Below are 24,098 nucleotides of genomic sequence, written 5' to 3' on the forward strand. Positions count from 1 at the left end.
AGGTTTAAACTACTAATTCAACTAAAGTTTTAAAATACACAATGCTCCAAATAAGTTACCTGTTTTTATTCTTTCTATTCCAGCCGATTTTGCTCTCGTCGGACACATTGGATTTAGTTCCAATTACCAGTGAACAGATATACGGTGAAGCAGACCACAAAAGCTGGGACAGATTGCTGCATAGCTTCGTTGACGAGAAAGGTAATGTAGACTATCGGGGATTTAAAAAGGAATCAGAAACTCTAAACCGGTACTTAGAGCAATTAGGTAGTAATACGGTAAGTGAAAACTGGTCCAGAGAAAAAAAACTGGCATACTATATAAATCTTTACAATGCCGCCACGGTTAAACTAATTTTGGATAATTATCCTTTGGCCAGCATAAGAGATATAAATAAACCCTGGGACAGAGCGTGGATCGAATATGGCGGAGAATTCATTTCATTAGGAGAAATAGAGCATCAGATCCTAAGAAAGATGAATGAACCCCGTATTCATTTTGCGATCAACTGCGCCTCATATTCATGTCCAAAATTACTAAACGAAGCCTATACGGAAGGAAAGTTGGAGAAACAATTGGATAAGGCTTCGAAAGACTTTGTAAATGACCCCAGCCGAAATAAAATATCTGAAAATAAAGTAGCATTGTCCAAGATCTTCAAATGGTATAAAAAAGATTTTGAAAATAACGGGTCCTTAATAGTTTATTTGAACCAATATTTAAAATCATCCATTAATCCTGATGCGAAAATTGAATATCTTAAATACAATTGGAGTTTAAATGAAATTAAGTAATAAGCCCTCTATAAGTATTATTATTCCTGTTCTGAATGAAGAGAGCTATATAGTTAAGCTTATAGATTATATTCAGAAAAATGGAAGCTCTTCCAACATAAAAGAGATTCTTGTGGTAGATGGTGGCAGTACTGATGCCACGATAGAGGCCGCTTCAAAATTTGATGCCGTTGTACTCAGTTCTGAAAAAGGTCGTGCAAAACAGATGAATTATGCCGCTAAACATGCCGCAGGTGATATTCTGTACTTTCTGCACGTAGACACTTTTCCTCCAAAAAACTTTGACAGGATAATCATAGATGCTATTCAAAAAGGTGATGAAGCCGGATGTTTTAGGATGAAATTTGATAGCAATAGCCGTTTTTTGAGTTTCTTTTCCTGGTTTAGCAGAATAAATCATAAGATATGCAGAGGTGGAGATCAATCCCTTTTTATCACCAAAGCATTATTCCATACTTCTGGTGGCTATGATGAAAGTTACAAAATATATGAGGATAACGAATTCACAAGCCGTCTCTATGAGCTTACTAATTTTAAGATTCTTCCGGATAAAGTGCAAACCTCAGCGCGTAAATATGAGCAAATAGGGAAGCTAAAACTTCAATTCTACTTTGGAATAATTCATCTTAAGAATTATTTCGGGGCAGATCCCGAACAGTTGTACCGCTACTATAAAAGAAAAATTTCTGTGTAATTTATTCCGCGGATTTGCAGGCAACTATTTCGTCTCGTAGTCCAGGATTACTCCTTCTGAAATCCATTTTGCCAAAGCCTGCCTATTATCGTAATCCAATATCCGCCGCTGGTCTTTTTTATTGCGAATATTCCCAATTTCTATAAACGTCATTGCAGGCAAGGTTTTCTTGACCAGGTAAAGATTACTCCGATCTTCAAAAGTTCCCGAATAGCTTCGGTTGGGTTGATACTTTTTGTATTTCTTTTTAAATGTATTGTGAATGCTTTCAGCAAGTTTTTTACCATTACTACTTTTCTCGTGGTAATAGAAAAAAACATCAATATTTTGTCCTTTACTACGACTATCGACATGAGTAACCACGAGGCGTTGATGTTTCCCTTTATGTTTCAGATATAATTTATTTACGGCATCTACACGTTGCTCAAGCCTGTCTTTTTGGTCCAAAGGAATGATCTGGTCAGGTAAGATTAACTCATCCTTATCCATTTCCAGAATTCGTTCATCGCGAATACCGTCATCGGGATCACGCACTATAACATAAACCTGTGCCCCATGGGAAAGTAATTCTCTTGCCAACCTTAGGGTCACGTCGTAAGCATATTCGTCTTCTGAAATAGATTTCCCGGCGTATTGGGTCATAGCGCCTGGATCAGGACCTCCATGTCCTGATATCAAATAATATACTGTGCCTTTTAAACGCTCGCTTTTACCAGTTACCTCGGCATATTTCTCTCCAAAAATATCATAGGAAATTGCTTTTACAGAATTTTTTATTCCTGCTATTTTAGTATCTTCTTTAACGATTTCCAGACTATCTCCTGTTGTTTTAGGAATGACATAGGCCATTCCTTCATACAAATGCAGACTGTCCCTAAGTCTTGGCAGGTTAAGAGCAATAAAATCATCATAGGTAATATAAGGGTCAACTCCCTGCTTGCGAAGCAAAGAATAAATACCATCCCCTTTTTCAGCGACAACTGATTTCAGCGAATCCTGTGCCACCAAAGTTAAGAGCGGAAACCATAGGAGTATTAAAAGTGGTTTTATAAGATTCTGCGGCACAATAATCAATTTTTACAAAGATTATCAAAAATGTTGCCAAATTGCAAGTACATACGAATAGAAAAAATGGAATAAAATATAGTGATCAATTAGATTGATAAAACAATTTAATGATTTCTTCGGCAGGTTTATTTTGAGGCGTGAATCTGTTATCCATTCCCCCTCCTGCTTTTTCGTGATTAAGAAACCACTTCCATACGAACCCTCCTGCAAACCAGTCTTCCTGCCAAAACTCTTCAAAAATAGCTTTCTTGGCATTTACCTGAGCTTCCAGGTTCACGCCTTCCTCATTTCTATCAACAAGCCATGGTTTTTTTGCGGTATAATCCATACTTCTATATCCAAATTCGGTAAAAAGTACTGGACGGGAGGTTTTTTTTGAAAGAGCAGCAATATTATCTTTCCAGGGTTTCCAACCGGCCTTTAACTGCTCTACCGTTGGGGTTTTTGCATCAGATAAAGGAAAATACGCATCGATGCCTATATAGTCAAGGGATTCCCAAAAGGGGGTTCGTTTGTATTCATCCCAGTTTGAAGCATAGGTTAATTTACCTTTATAAATCTTTCGGATTTTTACAATTAAATCTTCCCAATACTTTGGTCTGTTCATCACAAATTGCTCCAGTTCTGTACCAATACAAAGAATTTCAGCTTTAGTATCCTGGGCTAATTTGGCATAAGTAAGCATAAATTTATCGTAGGATGCCTCCAGAATCTTCCAGTCTTCTTCTTTTTCCATCTTTAGACCCCCTGTAAATTCCCCACGCCTTATCCAGATTTGGGGCTTTACCATCACTTTAACGTTGTTTGCCCGCAATAGTTCAATGTACTGTTTAGCACCACCCTGGGTTTCGCCATACCATTGGCGGTCCGTATCAAAAATTATTTCCGGGCTTGAAACATCTCTTATAAAACCAAATGGCATTACGGCTGCATGATCCGCGTGAATATTGAGGAAAGCATCTACATGCTCCTGCACGGCTTTATCCCTGGAAGCAACAAAACTAATTCCATTAATCTTATTTACCGATTGGCTGTTACAAGACAGTTGAAGAATTAACAATATTAGAAACCCGAATCTCTTCATATTTCATATATAAGGATATTTACAAAAATAAGGTAATAAATCTTGATGTAAATTTAAAGAGGGTGTTAAGTTATTATCTTTATATTCGACATAATGCCTATCAACCTTAAACAACATGGAAAATATTGTAATTATTGGGAATGGAGTTGCAGGTGTAACCGCCGCAAGACATATCCGTAAAAACTCGAATAAGAGAATTATAATAATTTCTGCTGAAACTGATTATTTCTTTTCCAGAACAGCATTGATGTATGTTTATATGGGTCATATGAAATTTGAACATATAAAGCCCTATGAAGACTGGTTTTGGGAGAAAAACAAGATTGAACTCCTGCGGGGCTACGTCAGTAAGGTAGATCATGAGAAAAAAGAACTGCAGATTGAGGAAGCCCGAATATTAAAATACGATAAGTTAGTTCTGGCTACAGGGTCAAAACCCAATAAATTTGGTTGGCCCGGACGGGATCTGCACGGGGTACAGGGTTTGTATTCCAAACAAGATCTCGATTTATTAGAAATCAATGCCCCCAATAAAGAAGTTTGCAAACGCGCTGTTATTGTTGGAGGTGGATTAATTGGAATTGAATTGGCTGAAATGCTTCGAAGCAGAGATATCCCAGTTACTTTTCTAGTCCGTGAAAAGAGTTTTTGGAATGTCGTGCTCCCGGATGGAGAATCAGAGATGCTGAATGAACACATTCTGGATCATCATATAGATCTGCGTCTGGAGACGAATTTGACTGAAATTCTGGCCGATGATAGCGGCAGGGTAAAGGCTGTTATTACCGATAAAGAAGAAACCATTGAATGTCAAATGGTAGGATTAACCCCTGGTGTTTCGCCTAATGTCTCATTTTTAAACGACTCCGGAATTGAGTTGGGTAGGGGAATTAAGGTAAACCGATTTCTTGAAACTAACATAAAAGATATTTATGCTATAGGAGACTGTGCAGAACAGCATGAGCCCATTGGCAATCGGAGACCTATTGAAGCTGTTTGGTATACAGGCCGTATGATGGGAGAGACAGTTGCCCAGTCTATTTGCGGAAACAGGACAGAATACAAACCGGGACACTGGTTTAATTCCGCCAAATTTCTGGACATAGAATACCAAACTTATGGGTGGGTTTTTAGTAGCAACGGCAGAGAAGAACATGAACAACATTTTCATTGGAGACACTCCAAAGAAAAAATATGTCTGACAATTGCTTTTCATAAAGAAACCAGGAAATTTCTGGGAATAAATACTTTTGGAATGCGCATGCGCCATGAGATCTTTGATAAATGGCTAAATGAAGGACGAGATGTTACACATGTGATTAAATATCTTAAAGATGCCAATTTTGATCCTGAATTCTATGCAGCGTATGAAAATGAAATTGCAGCTGAATTCAATTTAAAATTTGGCACAGATATTAAGCCTGAAAAGAAAAACTGGAAACGAATTTTTGCAATCGGATGAGTCGTTTAACTCTGGAATAGAATTATTAAAAACTTAATAAAACTGAAATAAGGAATGAGCACTGCGGATAAAAGTATGGCACTAACAGGAGAACCGCCTGCGGCTTTGAGTCGATTTCAAAAATTAGCCGTTTTATTGGGGTTATCAGGTCTTTTCATTGTTCTGCTTGCTGGTTTTAATGTAGACTTTCCCAATAAAGGAATTTGGCTGAGCATTTCCCTCATGGCAATTTTTATCGGAGTATTTTGGTTTACAAAAGAGGCATATAATTTAAAACTGAAGGGAATAAAAAATGACGGTATTTGGTTTAAATCAATATCTTCTAAAGGACTATGGGCCTGGATAACCGGAATTTCGCTTACAGGATTCTATATAGTCCTCTACTTTTTCCCGGAATTTCTGGGACTGGTGAAGAATGGTTCCAATACGGGTATAATTGCATTATTTGACCCACTGAGCAAATTATTGAGCGGTAATCCGGCCAGCCAGTGGTTTGTTTACGGATCACTATATACCGTTGCTATTCTGGCTTTCGGAATTAAATTTATTTGGAAATATCGACATAACCGATACGAAATCATTCGTACCATAAGTGTTATGTTCTTTCAAACAGCTTTTGCATTTATCATTCCCGAAATAATGGCCAGATTAAATGGCAATCTCCCATATTATGATCTGAAGAATATATGGCCGTTAAACTATTCTAATTTTGAGAGATACCGTATCAACGCATTTATAGATTCAGGAGATATTGGCATGGCTATGCTCCTATTCGGTGTATTGTCCGTTTTTGTGATCTCCCCTATTCTGACTTATAAATATGGTAAACGCTGGTACTGTTCCTGGGTTTGCGGTTGCGGTGGATTGGCCGAAACAGCAGGAGATTCATTTAGACAGTTAAGCGATAAAAGTCTATCGGCTTGGAAAGTAGAGCGCTGGGTGGTTCATAGTGTTGTGGTTTTTGTTACTCTGATGACTACAGCAGTAATTTATTCTTATCTAGGCAACGATACCAGCAAATATTGGTTGACTAAAAATTATTTTCTTATTGGTGTAGCCCTGTTATTGACCTTGATTTTCGTTCTGGTTATGGTATTCAAAAGAGAGCAATTTCAAAAAGATGCCCGTTATGGTGCTATTGGATATTTCGCGATAATTATGGCCCTTATTGCTTTTCACTACCTCAGTGGAGATGGCAACGTATTCCTTTTTAAATCTGAAACTTTAAGGAAATCATACGGATTTCTCATTGGCAGTATTTTTTCAGGGGTTATTGGCACAGGTTTCTATCCTATTTTCGGCAACCGGGTCTGGTGTCGCTTTGGGTGCCCTATGGCCGCAATTTTAGGTTTTCAACAACGCTTGTTTTCAAGATTCAGAATAACAACTAACGGTGGCCAGTGCATATCATGCGGCAATTGTTCTACGTATTGTGAAATGGGCATCGATGTGCGTGCTTATGCTCAGAAAGGCGAAAACATTGTACGATCAAGCTGTGTTGGTTGCGGCATATGTTCTGCAGTTTGTCCGCGAGGTGTTTTGAAACTGGAGAATGGCCCATTAAAAGGACGTATTGATGGTAATGAGGTCTTGTTGGGCAATGACGTAGATTTAATGACTCTGGTAAACCAAAAATAGATATTACCTGGTATAGTTAACTTTAATACCGTCTTTAAGTCCTGTTTTTTCAATCTTTCATATTGTTTGTACTCCTATTGTTCTCCTTAAGAAAATGGAATTAAAAAGAATTATTTCAGGTATCGATGGTGCCATAAATAATGATATTTTTGCACCGCACAAGCAGAAGAATATTTCTTCCTGGTTAGAAATGATCGAAATAAATAACAAGTGTGGAGAATAATAAATCATTTTGGAAAGCATGACAGATATCAAGGTCATAATCCCGGCTTATAATGAAGCAAATTCCATTGCAAAGGTCATTGAGGAAATCCCGGCTATAGTTTCTGAAATAATTGTTGTAAACAATAACTCATCGGATGATACGGCAATAAACGCAACAAGAGCAGGAGCTACGGTACTAAATGAAACTCGAAAAGGCTATGGATATGCCTGCCTCCGAGGAATGGATTATATCGCAAAGAAGTCCAGGAAGCCTAATATTATCGTATTTATCGACGGAGACTATTCAGATTACCCGGAAGAGCTAAACAAAATTGTGAAACCTATTCTGGAGGAAAATGTGGATATGGTGATTGGAGCAAGAACAAAAGCGTTAAGAGAGGATGGCTCTATGACCCCGCAGCAAATTTTTGGCAATAAATTGGCCACATTTTTAATGAAGTTGTTTTTTGGGTCAACATTTACGGATTTAGGACCTTTTAGGGCAATTAAATATGAGAAGCTTTTGGAGCTGGAAATGGAAGACAAAACCTATGGTTGGACCATAGAAATGCAGCTAAAGGTACTTAAAAATAAAATGTCATATGTCGAAATACCAGTGCATTACAAGAAAAGAATTGGTGTTTCTAAGGTGTCTGGCACAGTAAAAGGTAGTATATTTGCAGGCGTAAAAATATTGGGTTGGATTTTTAAATACAGTTTAAAATAATATGGGACTAACAATTGCTTACATCATTATTGGGATTTACAGCACATCCTTGTTACTGATCTTTTTTTACAGTCTGGCACAATTGAACCTTTTGGTCAATTATTTAGGGAATAAGAAGATAAATGAGGTTGCTCCTAAATACAATTTACTGGACGCAAAGGAGATTCCCTTTGTCACTATTCAGTTACCCATATACAATGAAGAATACGTCGTGGAACGCTTGCTGGAAAATATTTCCAAAATGGAATACCCTAAAAGCAAACTTGAAATTCAGGTTTTAGACGACTCCACAGATAAATTAACGGTTGAAGAAACAGCAGGAAGAATTAAAGCTCTGCAGGAAACCGGATTAGACATTCAGCACATTCGAAGAGAAAACAGGACAGGTTATAAGGCAGGGGCCCTTAAAGAGGGTCTAAAAATAGCAAAAGGTGATTTCATAGCTATATTTGATGCCGATTTTCTTCCGGAATACGACTGGTTAAAGAAAACAGTTATTTATTTTAAAGATGAGGAAATAGGTGTTGTTCAAACCAGGTGGGGACATATTAACAGAGACTATTCTACGCTTACAAAAATTCAGGCTTTTGCACTAGATGCGCATTTTACACTAGAACAGGTTGGAAGAAATGCAAAAGGTCACTTTATCAATTTTAACGGAACGGCAGGTATCTGGAGAAAAGAATGTATTCTTGATGCAGGAAACTGGGAAGGCGATACCTTAACCGAAGACCTGGACCTTAGCTACAGAGCCCAGTTAAAAAACTGGAAATTCAAATACCTTGAAGATGTCGAAACCCCGGCTGAACTTCCCGTAGTTATCAGCGCTGCAAGATCACAACAATTCAGATGGAATAAAGGTGGTGCAGAAAACTTTAGAAAAACCGTATGGAGTGTTATTACCTCTAAGAATATTTCATTCAAAACCAAATTTCACGGGGTAATGCACCTGTTAAACAGTTCCATGTTCCTCTTTGTTTTTATAGTAGCCTTGTTGAGTATTCCAATGCTATATATAAAGAACATGTATGGTCATTTAGGTTGGATATTTGAAGTAACCAGCTTTTTCATATTAAGTACGGTCATATTATTCATATGCTATTGGTTCACCTATAAAAGTATACAGGGGAGTAGTTTTGATAATTTTGTGGATTATATAAAACTTTTCTTTACATTTTTCTCCGTAGCTCTCGGCTTCTCCTTGCACAATACGGTTGCTGTTCTTGAAGGACATATGGGAAAAAGAAGTGAATTTGTACGAACGCCCAAATTCAATATCAATAATCTAACAGACAGTTGGAAGGGTAATAAATATCTGGCTAAAAAGATATCGCCCAATATGATTCTTGAGTTTGGCCTGATGATCTATTTCCTTTTTGGAATGTATAGTGCTATTCCTTTAAATGATTTTGGTTTGTTCCCTTTTCATTTTATGTTGTTCCTCGGATTCGGTTTTGTCGCACTTAAATCGCTATCTGCTCAAACCTAAGCACTTAATATTAGCTTAAATCATAGAGCGTACAGGGATAACTTTAGACTTTTTTATTGGCACATTTGTACGACATTTAAGTGCTTGAAAATTATCAATTTTTGTGTACTTTGTAGAGACCAAACTATAAAGACCAATGGCTTCAAGGATTTCCTCCTATTGGAATCTCCATAAATTTACAATCCTAATGGTATTGGCAAGTCTCTTGTTCTATACCAGCTTCGCATATGACCTTGTGCGAACAGATTTCATAAAGCTTATCAGCCTTTTTTTTGCCCTCTTTTTCCTCTGTTATAAACTGATTCAATTTGAAAAGTGGAATTTTAATTTTCTACTGATTTCCGGTATTCTTTTTCGTTTGATTTTTCTTTTGGTCGAACCAAACTTGTCTCAGGATTTCTATAGATTTATCTGGGATGGTGAATTAGTCCTCTCCGGTATAAATCCGTATTTACAGTCACCCGATACTATTATGGAAAATGGCGGGATACTTTTGGCCAATGCTCAGGAATTGCATAACGGCATGGGCTCTTTAAGCGCCAGACATTTTAGTAATTATCCGCCTTTAAATCAACTGCTGTTTGCTATTTCTGCCTTTTTGGGAGGGAAGAGTATTATGGGATCTTTAATAGCCATGAGATCTATTATTATACTGGCCGATATTGGCATCTATTATTTTGGGAAGAAATTACTGCGGTACCTAAACAGATCACCATATCTTATTTTTTGGTATTTTTTAAATCCCCTGGTAATCATAGAACTTACAGGTAATTTGCATTTTGAAGGCGTGATGCTATTTTTCTTTATTTGGGGCTTGTGTTTAATTACGCTAAATAAGTGGTTGTTTGCAGCTATCGCATTTGCATGTTCCATTTCAGTGAAACTCGTGCCCTTAATGTTCCTTCCTTTGTTTATTAGCTATTTTGGATTTAGGAAAAGTATGAAATTTTATATAGTGCTGGGATTAGGGATTTTAATGGGTGTTTTGCCATTTTACTCATCCGAATTCCTTAACAATTATACGAATACAGTTGGCTTGTGGTTTTCTAATTTTGAATTCAATGCCGGCATCTACAATTTAATTAAGCAGATCGCAATAAAATTTGATGTAAAACCATGGGAGCTAATTAAAATCTATGGGAAATTAGTTCCATATATAATGATAGGTTTTGTGTTGTTACTAACTTTTTTAAGGGATAATAAAAAAATGCCAATCCTAATAAGTTCTTTGTTATGGGTGCTCGCACTTTATTACTTCCTGTCTTCCACGGTGCATCCATGGTATATAATTTTCCTCATAGGGTTGTCCATTTTTACAGATTACCGTTTCCCACTGGCCTGGTCAGTAGTGATCATTTTAAGTTACTCTGCCTATGAAAACCCTGAATTCAAAGAGAATCTTGGGTTTCTTTTTATTGAATATTTCGTAGTATTTGGATTTATGATTTACGAAATATTTAAATTGAAAGGTCTAAAATTGCTAATTCGTAAAAATTAGAACGCATATTATGATAGTTCAATTTAATTTGTACATTTGATCTGCAATGAAAAAATGCTTAAACATAACTTTGCCTCTTTGGAATTCTATTCCCGTACGCTCCTTTGTACGTCCACGCCCGTAAGGGTGTATTTCTTTCTTGGAAATAGGTGAGTCCATTTCCGCACAATCACATCAAATATTTTTTATCATTTAAAAAAAGCTAGCAATGGAAATATTAATTGCTAACGAATCGCACTTTAAATACGCCAAAATAATTAGTGACACTATTGCCGAATCGGCTAATGTGAGAGGAACCGGTATTGCCCAGCGAACGCCTGAATATATAATTAAACGGCTGGAAAATGGGAATGCTGTCATTGCTTTGGATGGTGATAATTTTGCTGGATTCTGTTATATAGAAGTATGGGGACACCAAAAATTCGTAGCCAATTCAGGGCTTATTGTTCATCCTGATTACAGAAATCAAGGCCTTGCGAAAAAAATTAAAAAAGCAATTTTTGAACTTTCCTTGAAAAAATTTCCGGAAGCTAAAATTTTTGGAATTACAACGGGTCTTGCTGTAATGAAAATGAATTACGAATTAGGATATAAACCCGTTACCTTTTCAGAATTAACTAATGATCCGGCTTTTTGGAAAGGATGCCAAACATGCAAAAATTTTGACGTGCTCACCAGAACCGATCAAAAAATGTGCCTATGTACCGGTATGTTATATGACCCCACAAAGGCCGTAGCCAAAAAAGAAAGGCTAAATGATAAGGCTTTTAAAAGGCTTAAAACAATTAAAGAGCAATTATTTCTTAAAAGAAAGAACAAATGAAAAAATTAGTTTTGGCTTACAGTGGTGGCCTTGATACTTCTTACTGCGCCAAATATTTATCCCAGGAAGAAGGCTTTGAAGTACATGCAGTAAGTGTCAATACCGGTGGGTTTTCCTCAGAAGAAATTGCACTTATTAAAGAAAAAGCTCTTCAGTTAGGCGCTACCAGCTATACTTCTATTGATGCACTGGAACATTTTTATGAAAAGGTGGTAAAGTACCTTATCTATGGTAATGTGTTAAGAAATAATACCTATCCCTTATCCGTAAGTGCCGAAAGAATAGTTCAGGCTATCGAAATTGTGAACCATGCTAAAAAAATAGGTGCTGAGTATATTGCTCATGGGAGTACGGGTGCAGGTAATGATCAGGTAAGGTTTGATATGATTTTCCAGATTCTCGCGCCTAATATCAAAATTATTACTCCCATAAGAGATAAAAGTTTGTCCAGAGAAGCCGAGATTGAATACCTGCAGGAAAATGGAATTGATTATTCCTGGGAGAAAGCCAAATATTCGATAAACAAAGGATTATGGGGTACTTCGGTAGGTGGCGACGAAACGCTTACCTCCCATTTGCCCTTACCGGAGTCTGCATTCCCTTCACAATTAATTGCAACAGATCCAAAAGAAGTTAAACTGGGTTTTTTTAAAGGTGAATTGGTTTCTGTCAACGGTCAAAAAAGCACTCCTATTCAAAATATAATTACCCTCGATGCTTTAGCCTCCAAATATGCCATAGGAAGGGATATACATGTAGGTGATACCATCATAGGCATAAAAGGAAGAGTAGGATTTGAAGCCGCGGCATCACTTATCATTATTAAAGCTCATCATTTGTTGGAAAAACACACGCTTAGCAAATGGCAGCAATTTCAAAAAGAGCAATTGGGCAATTTTTACGGAATGCTCTTACATGAAGGCAATTATCTGGATGAAGTAATGAGGAACATAGAAGCATTTCTAAGTGATACCCAAAGAAATGTCTCCGGGGAGGTTTCAGTAAGCTTACACCCTTATCGATTTGAATTGAACGGTATTAACTCCGGGAATGATTTAATGAATGCTTCTTTTGGTAATTACGGAGAAACAAATAAAGCATGGACGGCAAATGATGCTAAAGGCTTTATTAAAATTCTGTCAAATCCAGGAAAAATAGCTAATCAAATAACTCAAAATGATGATTAGAGCAGGTATTATTGGAGGGTCTGGTTATACCGGGGGTGAGCTTATCAGGCTTTTACAAAATCATCCCCAGGTCACCATAGATTTCGTATACAGTACAACAAAAGCAGGCAAAAAAATTAGTGGGACCCATACAGATTTATTAGGTACTTTGGATTTGACTTTTACAGATTCGGTGAATGCGGAAGTTGATATCCTTTTCCTTTGTTTGGGCCATGGAAATTCCAAAAGCTTTTTAAACAGCCATTCTTTTTCTCCCAAAACAAGAATTATTGATTTAAGCAACGATTTCAGATTAAAGCAAGATGCCTCTTTCGTCGGAAAAGAATTTGTGTATGGTCTTCCCGAATTAAACAGAACTGCCATAAGCAGCGCCAGATATATTGCCAATCCGGGTTGTTTTGCTACATGCATTCAATTAGCTCTATTGCCGCTTGCCAGTACTCAATTATTGAATGCTGATGTACATGTTAATGCGGTAACCGGAAGCACAGGTGCAGGAATAATGCCGTCGGCTACTACACATTTTAGCTGGAGAAATAATAATGCATCCTGGTATAAAGCATTTACACACCAACATCTGGGAGAAATAAATGAAAGTCTGGAATCTCTGCAAGAAACTGTTGGAGAACTTTATTTTATTCCCAACAGGGGAAACTTTTCACGGGGTATTCTCAGCACTGCATATACAAAGTTTGAAGGCAGTGAGACGGAAGCTTATGATTTATTTCACGAATTCTATAAAGGGGCCGTTTTTACACTTATTGCAGAAGAGCCGGTTCACATAAAACAAGTAGTGAATACGAATAATTGTCATATTCACCTGCACAAGTACAAGGATGTTCTTTTAATAACATCTGTAATTGACAATCTGCTTAAAGGGGCTTCCGGACAAGCCATTCAAAACATGAATTTAATGTTAGGTTTTAATGAAAGTGAGGGCTTAAATTTAAAGGCATCCGTTTATTAAAAGAAGTGAGAATTAATAAAACAATTTGACTAAATAAAATAGGTAAACATGAAAATAGCCATTATTGGAGCGGGAAATTTAGGCTTATCGATTGCTAAAGGTATTTTACATAGTAACGGAGCTACCACAATGTATCTGACCAAAAGACATCCCGATAGTATTAAGAACTATGAAAAATATGGAAATGTAACGGTCGGTTCGGACAACAGGAAAGCGGTTGAAAAATCTGATATATTAATATTTGCTGTTCAACCACGAGATTTTGCAATGATTTTGGAACAAGTTAAGGATCTTCTCACCGAAAAACATGTAATAATCTCAACGATAACCGGTTTTAGTATTGAAAAAATGGAAGGCATTCTCGGAAAAGAAAAGCATATTATCCGCAGTATGCCCAATACGGCCATTTCCGTTGGTAAATCTATGACCTGCATCTGCTCCAATACAGCAGGTAATAAACGTATAGATCTTGCAAAAGCCATTTTTAACAGAATGGGCTATTCCCTGGAAATACCCGAAAATCAAATGCAGGCAGCAACTGTAATATGTGCAAGTGGAATAGCTTTTTGGATGCGCCTTATCAGAGCTACTACACAGGGTGCCATTCAGTTAGGTTTCGATGCCAAAGAAGCACAGGAGCTGGCTATGTACACTTGTAATGGGGCGTCCGGCTTACTTATAGAATCGGGGAATCATCCTGAAGAAGAAATAGATAAGGTAACCACCCCTATGGGTTGTACTATTCAAGGATTAAACGAAATGGAGCATCAGGGTTTGAGTTCTTCACTTATCAGGGGAATAGTAGCTTCCTTTGAGAAAATAAATGAATTCAAAACCAATGACTAGCGATTGAGATCTATTACTCGAGAACTGAACTAAAAAACAATTAATGGAACTATTTGATGTATACCCTCTATATGATGTAACCCCGGTTACTGCCAAGGGCATTGTTATCACAGATGATAAGGGAAATAAATATCTCGATTTCTACGGCGGTCATGCCGTTATCTCCATCGGGCATTCCCACCCATATTACATAGAACGCATTAAAAGTCAAATAGATAAAATAGGATTTTACAGTAACTCCGTTAAAAATCCGTTACAAAAACAACTGGCTAGCAGACTGGGGGAAGTATCCAATTGCCAGGATTATAATTTATTTTTGTGCAATTCAGGGGCCGAGGCTAATGAGAACGCCTTAAAACTAGCCTCTTTCCATACAAATAAATCCCGGGTAATTGCATTTACCAATAGTTTTCATGGTAGAACATCAGCTGCAGTTGCCGCAACGGATAATGAGAAGATAAATGCGCCTATAAATAAACAGCAAAAAGTTACATTTTTATCATTTGAGGATATTAAAGCCTTTAAAACTGAAATCAAAAAGGAAGATGTTTGCGCAGTTATTCTGGAAGCCATACAGGGAGTTGGCGGTTTAGACGAGCCATCGGGTATATTCTATCGGGAAATTGCCGCACATTGTAAAAAATATGGCGTAGTTCTAATAGCTGATGAGGTGCAATCTGGTTTTGGCCGAAGTGGTTCTTTTTTTGCCTTTCAACACCACAAAATAAAGCCAGATATAATAACTATAGCTAAAGGCATGGGAAACGGCTTTCCTGTTGGTGGTGTATTAATTCATAAAAACATTCAGGCATCTTACGGGCTACTGGGAACCACTTTTGGTGGAAATCATCTTGCATGTACAGCTGTTTTAGCCGTTTTAGAGGTTTTGGAAAAAGAACACCTTATTGAAAATGCCGAAAAACTGGGTAAATACTTCAAACAAAAAGCTTCAGAGATACCACAGGTTAAGGAAATAAAAGGTAGGGGGCTTATGTTGGGATTAAAATTTGATTTTGAGGTTGCCGATTTGCGAAAACGACTAATTTACAACCAACATCTATTTACCGGAGGAGCAAAAGACAAATATGTACTTAGGGTTCTTCCGGCTCTGACAATTAATGAAAATGATCTGGATCAATTTTTTGAAGCCTTAAAAAATGAATTGCAATGAAACATTATCTTTCAATAAACGACATTGATTCAGTTAATAGATGGGTTGAAGATGCCTTAGCTCTTAAGAAAAAACCATTAGCCTTTAAGAAACTTGGCAGGAAAAGAACTATTGGGTTGTTATTCTTTAATAACAGCTTAAGAACCCGTCTTAGCACGCAAAAGGCCGCCATGAATTTAGGGATGAAAGTCATGATTATGAATTTTGGCAAAGACGGATGGGCACTGGAGTTCGAAGATGGAACTATCATGGATAAAGGAAATGCCGAACACATAAAGGAAGCTGCCCAGGTAGTCTCGCAGTATTGCGATATCCTCGGAATCAGAGCTTTTGCTTCTTTAAAAAACAAGGAAGCGGATGAAGCAGAACTGGTAATTAATTCATTTAAAAAATATGCAAGTATCCCGGTTCTGAATATGGAGAGTTCTGTTGGCCATCCCCTTCAGGCGCTTACAGACCTAATAACTATTGAGGAATACAAAAAGAGTACAGATCCCAAAATTGTATTATCCTGGGCTCCACATCCCAAAGCACTTCCTCAGGCCGTTGCCAATTCTTTCATTGAAATTATGCAATTAAAGAATGCAAATTTTACAATAACACATCCTAAAGGATATGAACTGGATCCAAAGGTTACCAAAAACAGCAGAATTGAGTATGATCAGGAAAAAGCACTGAAAGATGCCGATTTTGTTTATGTTAAAAACTGGAGCAATTACAAAAACTATGGTAAAGTAATTAACCAGGATAAAAATTGGATAATAACCGAAAAAAAACTGGGGAATGCTAAATTTATGCATTGTCTGCCTGTTCGACGTAATGTGGTAGTGGAAGATGCCGTTTTGGACGGGAATCAATCCCTGGTCATAGAACAGGCTAATAACAGAACTTTTGCGGCTCAAATCGTATTAAAAAAGATGTTGGAAACATTGAAATAATTAAATTTTTGCCATATATGCGGCACCATTTAAAAGTTATGAAACAAAAACTTGCCATAGTAAAAATAGGAGGAAACATAATTGAAGATCAGGAATCCTTATCTCAATTTTTGAAACTTTTTGCGCAGTTGGAAGGAAAAAAAGTTTTGGTTCATGGTGGCGGCAAACGAGCTACGGATTTTGGCAAAAAGCTTGGCATAGAATCTAAAATGGTCGACGGCAGAAGAATTACGGATGCCCAAAGCCTTGAAGTTGTGGTTATGGTTTATGCAGGGCTCGTTAACAAAAACATTGTAGCTCAGCTTCAAACAAGTAATTGCAATGCGATTGGACTAAGTGGGGCCGATGCAAATACTATCATTGCTGAAAAACGCCCGGTAAATGAAATTGATTTCGGATTTGTTGGAGACGTTATAGCTGTTAATGCGGAGTCCATATCCCGACTATTAAACGCTGTATTTGTGCCGGTTTTCTGTGCACTGACTCATGATGGACGGGGACAGTTATTAAATACAAATGCAGATACAATTGCTTCCGAAGTGGCCATTGCTCTGAGCCACACTTATGACACGACCCTATATTACTGTTTTGAGAAGAAAGGAGTGCTTCGTACCATAACTGATGAGGATTCCGTAATAAGAAGAATTAATATGGAGAGCTATCAGAAACTGAAACAACAAAAAATCATTGCTGACGGTATGCTTCCAAAATTGGAAAATTGTTTTCATGCACTTAATAAGCGTGTTCAGCGCGTCTGTATTGGAGATCTCTCAATGCTTGAGCCTAAAGCCCAATTATTTACTACTATCACTTTATGAGAACAGATCAAAATTTACTAATTAAAAAAGCAATTGGACTGCTGCAAGAGTTAATTGCCACGCCGTCTTTTTCTTCAGAAGAAGATATGACTGCACAACTTCTTGAAAATTGGTTTCACGAATTTGATATTCCTTATACAAGAGTTAATAACAACGTCTTTGCCTTCAACAAATGTTTTGACAAAGCTAAACCTACCTTACTGCTAAATTCACATCACGATACTGTAAAACCCAACGGGGCCTACACAAAAGACCCCTTTGACCCTCAGATTACAGACGGTAAACTATTTGGTCTTGGAAGCAACGATGCCGGGGGTTGCCTGGTATCACTTATTGCGACTTTTACCTATTTCTACGAATCGGAAAATTTAAATCACAATATAATAATCGCAGCTACGGCAGAAGAAGAAAGTTCGGGGGGTAAAGGTTTAAATAGCCTTTTAAGCATCCTTCCAAAAATTGATGTTGCAATTGTAGGGGAACCAACGCAGATGAATCTGGCTATTGCAGAAAAAGGGCTGGTTATTTTTGACGCCATAGTTAATGGCACTCCTTCTCATGCAGCACATCCAAATTACAACAATGCCATTTATAATACTATTGAAGTGTTGGAATGGTTTAAGAACTATAGATTTCCAAAAACATCGGAAGTTCTGGGTGAAGTTAAATTAACAGTGACACAAATTAATGGAGGTAGCCAGCATAATGTAGTGCCTGCCAACGTTAATCTTGTAATTGATGTACGTGTTAATGATAGATACAACAATAAGGAAATAGCTGATATGTTATCAAGGGAAGCCCCTTGTGAGCTCAAGCCCAGATCTTTAAGATTGAATTCTTCTTCCATAGACAAGAATCATCTTTTGGTACGTTCGGGGGTTGCATTGGGAAGAAGCACTTATGGCTCTCCTACCCTTTCAGATCAGGCAACACTTAGCTGCCCTTCATTAAAATTAGGCCCCGGGGATAGTACACGTTCACATACTGCCGATGAGTATATTTATATTAAGGAAATTGAAGAAGGAATTAATTTATACATTAAAATACTCGATGGGTTTTTAACAAACTAATTAAATTTAAACAGCCTTAAGCAGGAGAAACCACTAAAAATAAGAGCAATGAAACTTTGGGACAAAGGATACAGTACGGATAAAAAAATTGATCATTTTACAGTGGGTAACGATAGGGAATTAGATTTGGTACTGGCTAAGTATGATGTAATAGCCTCCATGGCCCATGCAAAAATGTTAGGTAAAATTGGGTTATTGACAAGTGAGGAAACACTTGTCCTGGTCCGTGAACTGGAGAATATAGGCCAGAGTATTAAAGAAGGAACGTTTATAATTGAAGATACCTTCGAGGATGTTCACTCTAAAATAGAATTTTTATTAACCGAAAAACTTGGCGATACAGGAAAAAAAATTCATACGGCCCGTTCCAGAAATGACCAGGTTTTGGTAGCTATGCAATTATATCTAAAGGAAGAATTATCTGAAATAAAACACCTGACCAAAGAACTGTTTAAATTACTGATTGAACTAGCTGAAAAATACAAAGAACTTTTATTGCCCGGATATACCCATTTCCAAATTGCAATGCCTTCTTCATTTGGATTGTGGTTTTCAGCATATGCGGAAAGTCTTATTGATGACCTTTACTTTATAGATTCAGCTTTTAAAATTGCTGATCAAAACCCACTTGGAAGCGCGGCCGGTTACGGAAGTTCCTTTCCAATTGATCGTTCTTATACAACTACGGAAATGGGGTTTGCAGATATGAAGTATAATGTTGTAGCTGCCCAAATGGGACGCGGAAAAGTGGAGAAAGCAACTGCTTTTGGCATCTCAGGAATTGCCGGCACTTTGTCTAAGCTGGCAATGGATATTTGTCTCTATATGAGTCAGAATTTCAATTTTATATCGTTTCCCGATGCACTAACAACCGGCAGTAGTATTATGCCCCATAAAAAAAATCCGGATGTCTTTGAACTTATCAGGGCAAAATGTAACAGCCTGCAAGCGATCCCTAACCATATTACTCTTATCACAACTAATCTACCCAGTGGTTATCACAGAGACCTGCAAATGGTAAAGGGACTAATAATCCCGGCAATTCAGGAAATAAAATCCTGTTTGGAAATGATGACTTTCAGTTTAAAAGATGTTAAGGTGAATTCCGATATTCTGGATGATCCTAAGTATGATTATCTTTTTAGTGTAGATACTTTGAATCAACTCGTTCTAAGTGGAATACCTTTCCGTGATGCTTATAAACAAATGGGTGCTGAAATTGAAGCAGGGTCTTTTAAACCTAAAAAACAATTAAAACATACTCACGAAGGGAGCTTGGGTAATTTGTGTCTGGATAAGATAAAGGATAAAATGAAGACATAACTTTCATGTTCTCTTTTAAATAAATTTATTTCTGAATTAGACTTAATCACTAAATATTTTATCTTTAGTGCATAAGCTTTTGCAGATTCCTCATTTATCATGTTTTGTCTTGTTTATAGATCGGTTGCCTCACCAACTTTTAATCAAGTTGATGTAAAAGAAATGCTTGAAAAGGCAAGAGATAATAATTCACGTGACAGTATAACTGGTTGTTTACTGTATTATGAAGGAGAATTTATTCAGTATCTTGAAGGTAATCAAATAAAGGTTCTCAACCTTTTTGATAAGATTAAGGAAGATAAGCGGCATAAGGATGTTACCATATTAGCTTATGGTGTTGCAGATACACGGGAATTTAAGGATTGGGAAATGGCCTATGCCGATTTCTTTGGTGACAATGACCAGATCAACTACTTCAAACTATTAATAGGTTCCTATAAAGAAAACCCGGATTCAACCGCTCACTTAAACCCATCTGTTAAAGCTTTCTGGATTGCAGTTCGGGAAAATCTTGGAAAAACATTAGAGTCGCAACCCTAATTTATTGGTTCATCCCTAAATTTATAACTTCTTGCTTAGTTAAATGCCTCCAATGTCCCCTGGGAAGATCTTTTTTGGTTAGCCCGGCAAAAATCACACGATCGAGTTTTTTTACCTCATATCCAAGATGCTCAAAAATACGGCGTACAATCCTGTTTCTGCCGCTGTGTATCTCTATGCCTACTTCGCGCTTGGGAGAATTGTTTATATAACTGACTTCATCAACCTTAATTGGACCATCATCTAAGGTAATTCCTTCCTGTATTTTTTTTAAATCCTCTCCTGAAAGGTTTTTGTTCAATTCAACGTGATAAATCTTTCGGATACCATGTCTTGGATGCGTAAGCTTTTTAGCCAGATCCCCGTCGTTGGTAAAAAGCAAGAGCCCTGTGGTATTCTTGTCCAGCCGTCCAACCGGCACTAATCTCGACTTTGAAGCTTTGGAAACTAATTCCATAACTGTTCTTCTTCCCCTTTCATCACTTGTAGTGGTGATAAAATTCTTGGGTTTGTTTAAAAGCACATATTCCTTTTTTTGTGGGTTGAGCAAACGTCCGTCAAACTTAACAATATCAGTAAGTTTAACTTTGTGTCCCATTTCAGTAATGGTCTTTCCGTTCACCGTCACATTTCCGGCTGTTATATATGTATCAGCTTCTCTTCTGGAGCAAACACCGGCATTCGCTACGTAACGATTAAGCCTTATTAAATCAGGATCTGAAGAAGCAGGATTAGTCTTTTTAGAACTTGTTGCGACACGTCCTTTGGAAAACGGTTTTTTTGTATACTCCTTTCTTTTTCCCGGAGTATTACTTTTCTCTTTATTTGATTGCGGTCTGCGCATTGTCTAAATTTTGAGCAAAGGTAGTAAAGGGAATTGGATGTAGCTTAGCGTAAAAGTCAATATATCTGCAACTTAATCTTCAAGATCGATTGTTGACTGCCGTTGCCTGTTTACCACCAATTTAGTTATATCCGGTCTGGAGTAGTGACCAGCAGGATCAAAATTTTGTCTTTCTTCATAAACTCTGTTGAAATCCAAAGTTTGAAAAATAAGCCCTTCCTTACCTACTACCGGTTCCAGGATCCATTCTCCATCGGGACCTGCTATACAGGATCCGCCATTGGCCAGTATTTCAGGCGTCTTTTTTAATAATAGTTCTACATGTGGTAAATTATTTGGCAAATCCTTTTTGTGCATCAAAGATGAAACAGAGACTACAAAACTCCTGGATTCCCTTGCAATAAAGCGGGTAATATCTCTTGTGTTGTATTCACTACCCGGCCAAACAGCAATATGCAAATTTTCTCCCAAACCATACATTGCAGCCCTTACCAAAGGCATCCAGTTTTCCCAGCAATTTAGCCCCCCTACAGTAAAACGTTTTAAATTGTGAGTCTTCAGACCATGGCCGTCTCCAGGTGCCCATGTAAGTCGCTCGTCGTATGTAGGCTGTAGCTTTCGGTGAACAGATTTTATTTCCCCCTTATTATTAATATATACCAAAGAGCAATACAAGCTATGGCTGCCCCTGTCCGGGGGCCGTTCGATAATTCCCAGATAAATTGCGAGTTCATGTTCACGGGCTAAAGCACATATACCGTCAAGTTCTCCTTTTTCTACTTGAATAGCATTGTGCATATAATGTGCATGTATTTCCTTGTTAATCTTTAAATTCCAGGAAGCACCATCGGTATATGCCAGCCAAAAAGGATATCCCGGAAGAAATCCTTCCCCGAAAATTAAGAGTTCTGCATTCCCCTCAGCTGCTAATCGTATGGTGTCTTTTATTTTAGCAATAGTACCCTTTTTGTCTAACCATACAGGGGAAATTTGTGCCAGAGCTAAACTTAAATGATTTTGCATTAAAATATTCTGTTTAGAACAAGATCTATATCAATCAATAATATACTAAAAACACCAGCAACAATTATAAACTTAAGAATATTGTGAAGCCAAATATAATCTTTCTTGGTCTTGGACTTCCAGAGCAAAATCAGGAATACTAATAAAAAAAGAATACAGGCAATAAAGTAAATATTCATATGACCCACATTATATTTATTAATTAACAAGGAAGCGGGTATCAATGTGAGTAGTATTAAAAAACTAATACCCAGCTTAGAATACAAGGGGCCGTATAAAACGGGAATAGTCTTATAATTTTGAACCAGGTCACCTGTAATATTTTCCATATCCTTAATCATTTCACGAGCCAAAATCAATAGAAACAAGAAGATCGCATGGACAAAAATAACCGTATCAAAATTTCTATAATACACGAAGATTGCAAAGAAAGGGGCAATTATTAATGTGGCTGAAACTATGTTTCCAACAAAAGGTATTTTTTTTAATTTATGTGAATACAACCAAATTCCAAATACATAGGCAGAAAAGAATAATACTGCCCGGAAAGACACGTAGCTGGCCAATAAAACCGCAAGGAAGTTAAAAACAAAATAGGCGCTTAATTTTGTACGTTGATTTACCAATCGGTCCAGCATACTCTTTTGTGGTCTATTGATAAGGTCCTTCTCCGAGTCATAAAAACTATTAATGATATAGCCGGCGGATATTACCAGAGCTGATGCTAATACCAGTACAAATAAATTTGGATCAAATACAACTTCACGTAAGGGAAGGTCCGGAGCCAGTATATAAATAGAAGCAAGATACTGGGCAAGGGTTATCATAAGGACATTATATCCTCTTATTATAGAAAACAGACTCAGGCCTTTTAATAGCAGGAGTTTGTTTTTTCTACTAAGCATTTTTAGGGTCTTAGAAGTTGTATACCACTTCTAAATGATGGTCTTTTAACGCAGTTCTTGCTTTTGCCAAATCCTGAGTGAATCCTAAAATATAACCACCCCCTCCGGATCCGCATAATTTCAGGTAGTAATCATTAGTTTCTATACCGTGCTTCCAAAGTTTATGAAATTCTTTGGGGATCATAGGTTTGAAATGGTCCAAAACCACGTGTGAAAGTTGCTTCAGATTTCCAAAAAGCGACTTCACATTACCACTTACAAAATCCTCAACACAGGCATCAGTATGTTTAATAAACTGATCTTTCAAAACATTACGGAAGCCTTCATGTTTCATTTTATCCATAAAAATTTGCACCATCGGCGCTGTTTCTCCTATGATTCCACTATCCAATAAAAAGACCGCGCCTTTCCCATTCAAATTTTGGGAGGGTATACTGGTAGATTCTATATTTTCTTGTGAATTAATTAGAATAGGTAAGCTGAGATAACTGTTTAAAGGATCCAGACCTGAAGATTTACCATGGAAAAATGATTCCATTTTACCGAAAATCATTTTGAGTTTTAGTAATTTTTCCCGGGTCAGATTTTCGAGTACGGTGATTTTTTCAATAGAATACTTGTCATAAATTGCGGCCACCAAAGCACCACTGCTTCCAATACCATAACCTTGAGGAATAGAACTGTCAAAATACATTCCGGTATCCACATCAGACTTTAAGGCCTTCAAATCAAAAGATAATAGCTCGGGTTCCTGACCTTGTAAATCGTTTAAATAATGAAAATATTTTTTCAGGCTTTCATTAGATTTCTTAGCCGTTTCAGACAGGTTATCGTCCTTCTTAAGGGCACCCTTAAAAAAATTGTAAGGAATAGAGAGTCCTTTGGAATCCTTGATGATTCCGTATTCACCAAACAGTAAAATTTTTGAATAAAAAAGAGGTCCTTTCATCTAAATTCAATTAATTATATCTCTAAGATAGGGTGT

Annotated in this window: 24 protein-coding genes; 18 read left to right on the forward strand and 6 right to left on the reverse strand. The window is 37.2% G+C overall.

Annotated elements, in window-relative coordinates:
• Window positions 1–41: 41 nt before the first annotated feature.
• Both Q0874_RS00835 and Q0874_RS00840 read left to right on the forward strand, forming a co-directional pair.
• Window positions 42–794, forward strand: coding sequence for a DUF547 domain-containing protein (locus Q0874_RS00835; RefSeq protein ID WP_299158145.1), 753 nt, complete (start codon window positions 42–44; stop codon window positions 792–794).
• Entirely contained in the window at window positions 781–1,488 is a 708-nt protein-coding gene (locus Q0874_RS00840; RefSeq protein ID WP_299158146.1) for a TIGR04283 family arsenosugar biosynthesis glycosyltransferase, read from the forward strand. Before Q0874_RS00835 ends, Q0874_RS00840 begins: the two co-directional genes overlap by 14 nt.
• A 24-nt stretch (window positions 1,489–1,512) precedes the next feature.
• Here Q0874_RS00840 and Q0874_RS00845 read toward each other — a convergent pair whose 3' ends face one another.
• Together Q0874_RS00845 and Q0874_RS00850 are read right to left on the reverse strand one after the other, a co-directional pair.
• Window positions 1,513–2,553, reverse strand: coding sequence for an N-acetylmuramoyl-L-alanine amidase (locus Q0874_RS00845; protein WP_299158147.1), 1,041 nt, complete (start codon window positions 2,551–2,553; stop codon window positions 1,513–1,515).
• Between the two features lie 85 nt (window positions 2,554–2,638).
• The gene (locus Q0874_RS00850) at window positions 2,639–3,640 is read right to left on the reverse strand and encodes a glycoside hydrolase (RefSeq protein WP_299158148.1); all 1,002 of its coding nucleotides are present in this window, start codon (window positions 3,638–3,640) and stop codon (window positions 2,639–2,641) included.
• A gap of 115 nt (window positions 3,641–3,755) precedes the next feature.
• Between Q0874_RS00850 and Q0874_RS00855 the strand changes: the two genes are divergently transcribed.
• The 16 genes from Q0874_RS00855 to Q0874_RS00930 all read left to right on the forward strand — a co-directional run bounded on the left by Q0874_RS00855 (window position 3,756) and on the right by Q0874_RS00930 (window position 20,341).
• Window positions 3,756–5,102 (forward strand): FAD-dependent oxidoreductase, encoded by a 1,347-nt coding sequence (locus tag Q0874_RS00855; protein ID WP_299158150.1) that lies wholly within the window; start codon window positions 3,756–3,758, stop codon window positions 5,100–5,102.
• A gap of 54 nt (window positions 5,103–5,156) precedes the next feature.
• The gene (locus Q0874_RS00860) at window positions 5,157–6,740 is read left to right on the forward strand and encodes a 4Fe-4S dicluster domain-containing protein (RefSeq protein WP_299158152.1); all 1,584 of its coding nucleotides are present in this window, start codon (window positions 5,157–5,159) and stop codon (window positions 6,738–6,740) included.
• Between the two features lie 94 nt (window positions 6,741–6,834).
• Entirely contained in the window at window positions 6,835–6,963 is a 129-nt protein-coding gene (locus Q0874_RS00865; protein ID WP_299158154.1) for a hypothetical protein, read from the forward strand.
• An 18-nt stretch (window positions 6,964–6,981) separates the two neighbouring features.
• Entirely contained in the window at window positions 6,982–7,671 is a 690-nt protein-coding gene (locus Q0874_RS00870; protein ID WP_299158156.1) for a glycosyltransferase family 2 protein, read from the forward strand.
• 1 nt (window position 7,672) lies between these two features.
• Window positions 7,673–9,160, forward strand: coding sequence for a cellulose synthase family protein (locus tag Q0874_RS00875; protein ID WP_299158158.1), 1,488 nt, complete (start codon window positions 7,673–7,675; stop codon window positions 9,158–9,160).
• A gap of 136 nt (window positions 9,161–9,296) precedes the next feature.
• Window positions 9,297–10,658, forward strand: a complete 1,362-nt coding sequence (locus Q0874_RS00880) for a mannosyltransferase (protein ID WP_299158160.1) — start codon at window positions 9,297–9,299, stop codon at window positions 10,656–10,658.
• 208 nt (window positions 10,659–10,866) lie between these two features.
• Window positions 10,867–11,481: a GNAT family N-acetyltransferase gene (locus tag Q0874_RS00885; protein ID WP_299158162.1), complete on the forward strand. Its 615-nt coding sequence runs from the start codon at window positions 10,867–10,869 to the stop codon at window positions 11,479–11,481.
• Complete coding sequence (locus tag Q0874_RS00890) at window positions 11,478–12,668, forward strand: argininosuccinate synthase domain-containing protein (RefSeq protein ID WP_299158164.1); 1,191 nt, start codon at window positions 11,478–11,480, stop codon at window positions 12,666–12,668. The genes Q0874_RS00885 and Q0874_RS00890 overlap by 4 nt, the downstream gene beginning before the upstream one ends.
• Window positions 12,661–13,635 carry an N-acetyl-gamma-glutamyl-phosphate reductase gene (argC, locus tag Q0874_RS00895; protein WP_299160077.1) on the forward strand — a complete coding sequence of 325 codons (975 nt, stop codon included), beginning with the start codon at window positions 12,661–12,663 and terminating at the stop codon, window positions 13,633–13,635. Before Q0874_RS00890 ends, argC begins: the two co-directional genes overlap by 8 nt.
• 48 nt (window positions 13,636–13,683) lie before the next feature.
• The gene (proC, locus tag Q0874_RS00900) at window positions 13,684–14,481 is read left to right on the forward strand and encodes a pyrroline-5-carboxylate reductase (protein ID WP_299158166.1); all 798 of its coding nucleotides are present in this window, start codon (window positions 13,684–13,686) and stop codon (window positions 14,479–14,481) included.
• A 43-nt stretch (window positions 14,482–14,524) separates the two neighbouring features.
• Entirely contained in the window at window positions 14,525–15,652 is a 1,128-nt protein-coding gene (locus tag Q0874_RS00905; protein ID WP_299158167.1) for an aminotransferase class III-fold pyridoxal phosphate-dependent enzyme, read from the forward strand.
• The gene (locus tag Q0874_RS00910; protein ID WP_299158169.1) at window positions 15,649–16,590 is read left to right on the forward strand and encodes an N-acetylornithine carbamoyltransferase; all 942 of its coding nucleotides are present in this window, start codon (window positions 15,649–15,651) and stop codon (window positions 16,588–16,590) included. The genes Q0874_RS00905 and Q0874_RS00910 overlap by 4 nt, the downstream gene beginning before the upstream one ends.
• Before the next feature lie 38 nt (window positions 16,591–16,628).
• A complete protein-coding gene (gene argB / locus Q0874_RS00915) occupies window positions 16,629–17,408 on the forward strand; it encodes an acetylglutamate kinase (RefSeq protein ID WP_299158171.1) in 780 nt (259 codons plus the stop codon).
• Window positions 17,405–18,478, forward strand: a complete 1,074-nt coding sequence (locus Q0874_RS00920) for a M20 family metallo-hydrolase (protein ID WP_299158173.1) — start codon at window positions 17,405–17,407, stop codon at window positions 18,476–18,478. The genes argB and Q0874_RS00920 overlap by 4 nt, the downstream gene beginning before the upstream one ends.
• Before the next feature lie 48 nt (window positions 18,479–18,526).
• Window positions 18,527–19,801, forward strand: a complete 1,275-nt coding sequence (gene argH / locus Q0874_RS00925) for an argininosuccinate lyase (RefSeq protein WP_299158175.1) — start codon at window positions 18,527–18,529, stop codon at window positions 19,799–19,801.
• A gap of 99 nt (window positions 19,802–19,900) precedes the next feature.
• Window positions 19,901–20,341 (forward strand): BLUF domain-containing protein, encoded by a 441-nt coding sequence (locus tag Q0874_RS00930; protein WP_299158177.1) that lies wholly within the window; start codon window positions 19,901–19,903, stop codon window positions 20,339–20,341.
• Between the two features lies 1 nt (window position 20,342).
• On the opposite strand, the gene Q0874_RS00935 is transcribed toward Q0874_RS00930, so the two are convergent.
• The 4 genes from Q0874_RS00935 to Q0874_RS00950 form a co-directional block, all read right to left on the reverse strand.
• On the reverse strand, window positions 20,343–21,185 hold the full coding sequence (locus Q0874_RS00935) for a pseudouridine synthase (RefSeq protein ID WP_299158179.1): 843 nt from the start codon (window positions 21,183–21,185) through the stop codon (window positions 20,343–20,345).
• Between the two features lie 72 nt (window positions 21,186–21,257).
• Complete coding sequence (locus Q0874_RS00940; RefSeq protein WP_299158182.1) at window positions 21,258–22,208, reverse strand: carbon-nitrogen hydrolase family protein; 951 nt, start codon at window positions 22,206–22,208, stop codon at window positions 21,258–21,260.
• Window positions 22,208–23,113 carry a geranylgeranylglycerol-phosphate geranylgeranyltransferase gene (locus Q0874_RS00945; protein ID WP_299158184.1) on the reverse strand — a complete coding sequence of 302 codons (906 nt, stop codon included), beginning with the start codon at window positions 23,111–23,113 and terminating at the stop codon, window positions 22,208–22,210. The genes Q0874_RS00940 and Q0874_RS00945 overlap by 1 nt, the downstream gene beginning before the upstream one ends.
• 10 nt (window positions 23,114–23,123) lie before the next feature.
• On the reverse strand, window positions 23,124–24,062 hold the full coding sequence (locus tag Q0874_RS00950; RefSeq protein ID WP_299158187.1) for a mevalonate kinase: 939 nt from the start codon (window positions 24,060–24,062) through the stop codon (window positions 23,124–23,126).
• Between the last annotated feature and the right edge of the window lie 36 nt (window positions 24,063–24,098).

The organism is uncultured Eudoraea sp., assembly GCF_947490415.1.
GTDB lineage: Bacteria > Bacteroidota > Bacteroidia > Flavobacteriales > Flavobacteriaceae > Eudoraea.

What these genes read in the sequence shown, in the direction of transcription:
- Q0874_RS00835 (WP_299158145.1), top strand. Translation starts at nt 42, where the DNA reads ATGCTCCAAATAAGTTACCTGTTTTTATTCTTTCTATTCCAGCCGATT.
- Q0874_RS00840 (WP_299158146.1), top strand. Translation starts at nt 781, where the DNA reads ATGAAATTAAGTAATAAGCCCTCTATAAGTATTATTATTCCTGTTCTG.
- Q0874_RS00850 (WP_299158148.1), bottom strand. Translation starts at nt 3,640, where the DNA reads ATGAAGAGATTCGGGTTTCTAATATTGTTAATTCTTCAACTGTCTTGT.
- Q0874_RS00855 (WP_299158150.1), top strand. Translation starts at nt 3,756, where the DNA reads ATGGAAAATATTGTAATTATTGGGAATGGAGTTGCAGGTGTAACCGCC.
- Q0874_RS00860 (WP_299158152.1), top strand. Translation starts at nt 5,157, where the DNA reads ATGAGCACTGCGGATAAAAGTATGGCACTAACAGGAGAACCGCCTGCG.
- Q0874_RS00865 (WP_299158154.1), top strand. Translation starts at nt 6,835, where the DNA reads ATGGAATTAAAAAGAATTATTTCAGGTATCGATGGTGCCATAAATAAT.
- Q0874_RS00870 (WP_299158156.1), top strand. Translation starts at nt 6,982, where the DNA reads ATGACAGATATCAAGGTCATAATCCCGGCTTATAATGAAGCAAATTCC.
- Q0874_RS00875 (WP_299158158.1), top strand. Translation starts at nt 7,673, where the DNA reads ATGGGACTAACAATTGCTTACATCATTATTGGGATTTACAGCACATCC.
- Q0874_RS00880 (WP_299158160.1), top strand. Translation starts at nt 9,297, where the DNA reads ATGGCTTCAAGGATTTCCTCCTATTGGAATCTCCATAAATTTACAATC.
- Q0874_RS00885 (WP_299158162.1), top strand. Translation starts at nt 10,867, where the DNA reads ATGGAAATATTAATTGCTAACGAATCGCACTTTAAATACGCCAAAATA.
- Q0874_RS00890 (WP_299158164.1), top strand. Translation starts at nt 11,478, where the DNA reads ATGAAAAAATTAGTTTTGGCTTACAGTGGTGGCCTTGATACTTCTTAC.
- argC (WP_299160077.1), top strand. Translation starts at nt 12,661, where the DNA reads ATGATTAGAGCAGGTATTATTGGAGGGTCTGGTTATACCGGGGGTGAG.
- proC (WP_299158166.1), top strand. Translation starts at nt 13,684, where the DNA reads ATGAAAATAGCCATTATTGGAGCGGGAAATTTAGGCTTATCGATTGCT.
- Q0874_RS00905 (WP_299158167.1), top strand. Translation starts at nt 14,525, where the DNA reads ATGGAACTATTTGATGTATACCCTCTATATGATGTAACCCCGGTTACT.
- Q0874_RS00910 (WP_299158169.1), top strand. Translation starts at nt 15,649, where the DNA reads ATGAAACATTATCTTTCAATAAACGACATTGATTCAGTTAATAGATGG.
- argB (WP_299158171.1), top strand. Translation starts at nt 16,629, where the DNA reads ATGAAACAAAAACTTGCCATAGTAAAAATAGGAGGAAACATAATTGAA.
- Q0874_RS00920 (WP_299158173.1), top strand. Translation starts at nt 17,405, where the DNA reads ATGAGAACAGATCAAAATTTACTAATTAAAAAAGCAATTGGACTGCTG.
- argH (WP_299158175.1), top strand. Translation starts at nt 18,527, where the DNA reads ATGAAACTTTGGGACAAAGGATACAGTACGGATAAAAAAATTGATCAT.
- Q0874_RS00930 (WP_299158177.1), top strand. Translation starts at nt 19,901, where the DNA reads ATGTTTTGTCTTGTTTATAGATCGGTTGCCTCACCAACTTTTAATCAA.
- Q0874_RS00935 (WP_299158179.1), bottom strand. Translation starts at nt 21,185, where the DNA reads ATGCGCAGACCGCAATCAAATAAAGAGAAAAGTAATACTCCGGGAAAA.
- Q0874_RS00940 (WP_299158182.1), bottom strand. Translation starts at nt 22,208, where the DNA reads ATGCAAAATCATTTAAGTTTAGCTCTGGCACAAATTTCCCCTGTATGG.
- Q0874_RS00945 (WP_299158184.1), bottom strand. Translation starts at nt 23,113, where the DNA reads ATGCTTAGTAGAAAAAACAAACTCCTGCTATTAAAAGGCCTGAGTCTG.
- Q0874_RS00950 (WP_299158187.1), bottom strand. Translation starts at nt 24,062, where the DNA reads ATGAAAGGACCTCTTTTTTATTCAAAAATTTTACTGTTTGGTGAATAC.